Below are 5105 nucleotides of genomic sequence, written 5' to 3'. Positions count from 1 at the left end.
TGCATGCAGCAAGACAGGGTAATGCACATCTGGGACAGACAGCAGTTGTTACAGGTGCAGGATGTATTGGACTTGTTTCCATTATGTCATTAAAAGCTATGGGAGTAACAAGAATTATTGCTGTAGATGTTCAGGAAAAGCGACTTCAGAAGGCACTTGAACTTGGTGCAACGGACGTTATAAATGGAAAAGAAAAAGATACGGTGAAAGAAATTTTCCGTTTGACAGGAGGAGCAGGAGCTGATTTAACAATAGAAACAGCAGGAACAGAAATTACTACAAGACAGGCAATTAATTTCGCAAAACCTGGTTCTACAATTGTACTTGTTGGTTATTCTGCGTCAGGAGAAGAAACTTTACCTATGAGTCTTGCGTTGGATAAAGAACTGACATTTAAAACTGTTTTCCGTTATCGTCATATTTATCCTGTTGCAATTGAAGCAGTTGCAGCTGGAAGCATAAATGTAAAGGGGATTGTATCAAATGTCTGGGATTTTGATGACATTGAAAATGCAATGATTCAGAGTGTGAAAGATAAAGCGAACATTGTTAAATCAGTAATTAAGATTGGATAATAAGGAAACTTGCAGATGGAAAGAAAATACGTAATCGGATTAGATTATGGAACATTATCAGGACGGGCTATTATAGCTGACTGCAAAGATGGTACAGTTCTGGCTTCTGCAGTAAAGGAATATGATCATGGAGTCATGAGTGAATATCTTCCGGATGGAACAGAACTTACAGGTACAGGATGGGCTTTACAGAATCCAAAGGATTATATAGATGTTTTAAAATATATTATTCCAGAAGCAGTAGCACAATCGGGAGTTTCTTCAAAAGATATTATAGGAATAGGATTGGATTTTACTTCCTGTACTATGCTACCGGTAGATGAAAATAATGTTCCATTATGTTTATTAGTAAAAAACGTTTCAAGACCTCATGCATGGGTAAAATTATGGAAACATCATGGAGCTCAGAAACAGGCAGATGAAATAAATGAATTGTTAAAAAAGAGAGGCGAAATTGACAACATTCAATTTGGAGGAAAAATATCCTCTGAACTTCTTCTTCCTAAAATTTTACAGATTGTAGAAGAGGATCCTGAACTTTATGATGAGGCAGCAAGTTTTCTTGAAGTTGGGGACTGGCTTACACAGATTTTAACGAATGGTCGTAAGAGATCTGGAAATTTGGCAGGGTATAAGGCAATGTGGACGCCGGAAACAGGATATCCTTCAAAAGATTTCTTGTTGCAGTTGTCACCCAAACTGGAAAATCTGACAGAAGATAAATTGGGAGATGATATTACACTGGCAGGACAGCCAGTGGGATATCTGACAGAAGACTGGGCAAAAGAGTTGGGACTTTGTGCAGGTATACCAATAGCAACAGCAGTAATTGATTCTCATGCAGGAATGCCTGGCAGTGGTGTAAGCAAATCTGATCAGATGATGATGGTGCTTGGTACTTCCAGTGTAATGCTGGCTTTATCTGAGAATGGATATAGTAAAAATGGTGTTGTAAGTGGAATAAAAGGCGCAATTTTACCGAAAAAATATGCATTAGAATCAGGACTTGCGGCTGTTGGAGATATGTTGGGATGGTTTGTTGATAATTGTGTATCCTGGGAATATAAACAAATGGCAGATCAACAAGGTATGGATTTACATTCATGGTTAACCAGAAAAGCCGAAAAACTTTCACCAGGTGGACATGGACTGCTTGCATTAGACTGGTGGAATGGAAACAAAACTCCATACGTAGATGGACGATTGTCGGGGGTGCTTGTGGGTTGTACCTTACTTACCAAACCAGAAGAAATTTATCGTGCTCTCATTGAATCTACTGCATTTGGTACAAAAAAGATTATGCAGTTATTTGCAGAATCAGGAGTCAAAATTCATACTATAATAGCCAGCGGTGGAATTGCAGAGAAAAATTCCCTTTTAATGCAGATTTATGCAGACGTTTTGAATTGCGAAATCCACATATCAGGCACAGAACAAACGGCTGCACTTGGAGCTGCCATATATGCATCTGTTGCTGCGGGTAAAGATCTAGGTGGATATGAGACGATTCAGGAAGCAGTTGCAAACATGAGTCATTTGAAAGATATTGTTTACAAACCGAATCCCCCAATGGTAGAAAAATATGTGGAACTTTATCAGATGTATTGTAATTTAGTGGAAATGTTTAATCCTCAAAAAAATACCACTATGATTACATTAAGTCAATTGCATTAAAAGTCAGAATATCTTTGGAAAAACAGAGACAATGAAATTAAAATAAGTAATATCTAATAATTAGAAAAATCTGCAGGAGATACAATCAGGTATCTTATCTGCAGATTTTTTATCTGTTTGAGGTTATTTCATTGCATTCTTAATCGCGGCCAGCAGTTCGTCATATTCTTCGTATGCCGGGATCTCTGGATAATCTGCTTTGATCTTGTCTGTACTGCGGAAGAGAAATCCTGCCTTGCTTGCCTGGATCATACCCAGGTCATTGTAGGAATCACCGCTTGCAATGGTATCGAATCCGATAGACTGTAAAGCTTTTACAGTAGTTAACTTGGATTGTTCCACTCTCATCTTAAAGCCTGTGATCTCACCGTTGTCTGCAACTTCAAGAGTGTTGCAGAATAAGGTAGGCCTGCCAAGCTTCTCCATGAGCGGTGCTGCAAACTGTGTGAAAGTATCGCTGATCAGAATTACCTGGGAGAAAGAACGAAGTTCATCCAGGAATTCCTTTGCGCCCGGAAGCGGATCAATTTTTGCGATCACATCCTGGATCTCTTTCAGTCCGAGACCATGCTCTTTCAGAATACCAAGTCTCCAGTTCATCAGCTTATCATAGTCCGGCTCATCACGTGTGGTTTTCTTCAGCTCCGGAATTCCGCTTGCTTCTGCAAATGCGATCCAGATTTCAGGTACCAGTACGCCCTCTACGTCAAGACATGTAATATACATAATAGAAATCCTCCTTTGTGTAAAACCTCTTTATTTTTGAAAATCCTTTAATGCTTTATTTAGTGAAATCATTCTAACATATTCTGAGAGTCCTTGCAAATTTAATTTTTGGTTACTGTTCACTGGTAATATCCCGCGAGGTGTTTTTTGTGAGCGAAGGTCACCTACAGAACCTGCCACTGGCAGCTTCTTACGGATGCTTGGCAACAGAAAACCCGAGATATACCGCGCGAATTTATGCGATTAGCATAAATTAAGTTTGCGAAGCGTGTTACTGAGAACGGAGTGAACAGTAACAATTTTTGAGTAGTTCAAAAGGAGAAATAAAAACGAGTATTGACATAAAAAAACTAAAGCCATATAATAGTTAGGCAACTAATGGATAGCAACCTAACTATTATATGGCTTTGCAATAGTATGTGTACTGATTTTAGGAGGTGCGGCGAGATAGACGAGGAAATGAAACAGAAGCTGAATGAGATGTATGTAGGCAGGCTGATACATATTTTATCCCATACAATGAAACGGCATAATCCGGCAGAGGTGATGGAGAATGACGATCTGACGACCATGCAGAAGCATGTGCTGAAATTTATCCTTCTGGAAACCATGCACAGAGATCTCTATCAGAAAGATATTGAAGAGGAATTCCAGATCAGGAAACCTACAGTGACAGGGATCCTGAAGCTGATGGAGAAGAACGGTTACATTTACAGAGAGAGTGCGAAACAGGATGCACGCCTGAAACAGATCATTCCCACAGAGAAAGCAGAGAAGATCCGTCCTGCAATCTTAAAGAGTATTGAAGAAGGCGAAGCCAAAATGCTACGGGGAATTCCGAAGGAGGATGTGGAACTGTGCAAACAGGTTCTCTGGCAGATGTATGAAAACCGGAAAAAATCCTGCGATAGCAGGAATGATTTTTAACAGAAATAACGAGACATAAGGAGGACATTGACAAAGATGAATAAGAAACTTTTACGTTCAGTCCGGGAATACAAGAAGCAGTCTGTACTGGCTCCGATCCTTGTAATCCTGGAAGTACTGATGGAAGTTCTGATTCCTCTGGAGATGGCGAAGATTATCGACGTAGGTATTGCAAACGGAGATATGAGCTATATCATCCAGCGTGGAGTCATCCTTGTTGCAATGGCAATGCTTTCCCTGTTCTTCGGCGTACAGGCCGGAAATATGGCGGCAGTTGCAGCAGCAGGATATGCGAAGAATTTACGACACGATATTTTTTATAAGGTGCAGGATTTTTCCTTTAAAAATATCGACCACTTTTCAACATCAGGTCTGGTCACACGACTGACCACTGATATCACAAATGTACAGCAGGCATACATGATGAGTATTCGCCTTCTTGCCAGGGCACCGTTTATGATCATCCTGTCATGGATTATGACACTGACGATCAACAAACCGATCGCAGTGCTTTTCCTGATAGTTGTTCCTGTCCTTGGCGGTACACTAATCTTTATTGCGAAAAAGGCACATCCGCATTTCATCAAGGTCTTTGATGAATATGACAACCTGAACAATTCCGTTCAGGAGAATGTAAATGCCTCACGTGTAGTTAAGGCTTTCGTAAGAGAGGACTATGAGATTGAGAAATTCCATGGAATTTCCAGATATGTTTATAATCTGTTTACTAAAGCAGAGAAAATCGTTGCATGGAACTCACCGGTTATGATGTTTGTCATGTATACTGTAATCATTATCATTGTTGCAATTGGCGGAAGAGGTATTGTTCTCGGTGGCATGGAAACCGGTGAGCTGACAAGTATCATTGTCTACGCACTTCAGATTCTCATGTCCCTGAACATGGTAACTTTCGTGTTTGTTATGATCATGATAGCAGAAGCATCCACAGACCGTATTGTAGAGGTTCTGGATGAAGTTCCTGAGATGCAGGATAAAGCTGATGCAGTAAAGAATGTGGCAGATGGTTCCATTGACTTTAATCATGTAGATTTCAGCTATGCAGGAGAGGGAGGAAATCTTTCCCTGAAGGATGTAAATCTTCATATTAAATCCGGTCAGACAGTAGGTATCATCGGCGGAACCGGAAGTGCAAAGTCTACCCTGGTGCAGCTGATCCCCAGACTCTATGATGTCACAAAGGGT

The 5105-nt window shown here is 40.2% G+C and carries 5 protein-coding genes; 4 read left to right on the top strand and 1 reads right to left on the bottom strand.

Features of this window, described 5'->3' with window-relative positions:
* Both AC075J_RS09575 and AC075J_RS09570 read left to right on the top strand, forming a co-directional pair.
* On the top strand, window positions 1–575 hold a 575-nt coding region (locus tag AC075J_RS09575; RefSeq protein WP_476390265.1), incomplete at its 5' end, for a zinc-binding dehydrogenase.
* Window positions 576–590: 15 nt separating this feature from the next.
* A complete protein-coding gene (locus tag AC075J_RS09570) occupies window positions 591–2249 on the top strand; it encodes a ribulokinase (RefSeq protein WP_055057824.1) in 1659 nt (552 codons plus the stop codon).
* A gap of 123 nt (window positions 2250–2372) precedes the next feature.
* On the opposite strand, the gene thrH is transcribed toward AC075J_RS09570, so the two are convergent.
* Window positions 2373–2975 carry a bifunctional phosphoserine phosphatase/homoserine phosphotransferase ThrH gene (gene thrH, locus AC075J_RS09565; protein ID WP_025579681.1) on the bottom strand — a complete coding sequence of 201 codons (603 nt, stop codon included), beginning with the start codon at window positions 2973–2975 and terminating at the stop codon, window positions 2373–2375.
* A gap of 459 nt (window positions 2976–3434) precedes the next feature.
* Between thrH and AC075J_RS09560 the strand changes: the two genes are divergently transcribed.
* Window positions 3435–3902 (top strand): MarR family winged helix-turn-helix transcriptional regulator, encoded by a 468-nt coding sequence (locus AC075J_RS09560; RefSeq protein ID WP_008705263.1) that lies wholly within the window; start codon window positions 3435–3437, stop codon window positions 3900–3902.
* 36 nt (window positions 3903–3938) lie between these two features.
* Window positions 3939–5105, top strand: a 1167-nt coding sequence (locus AC075J_RS09555) for an ABC transporter ATP-binding protein (protein ID WP_476390264.1), incomplete at its 3' end; no start/stop codon positions are given.

This window comes from Blautia sp. ZXY-1-C6, from assembly GCF_056339875.1.
This window is presented reverse-complemented; position numbering and strand designations above follow the sequence as displayed.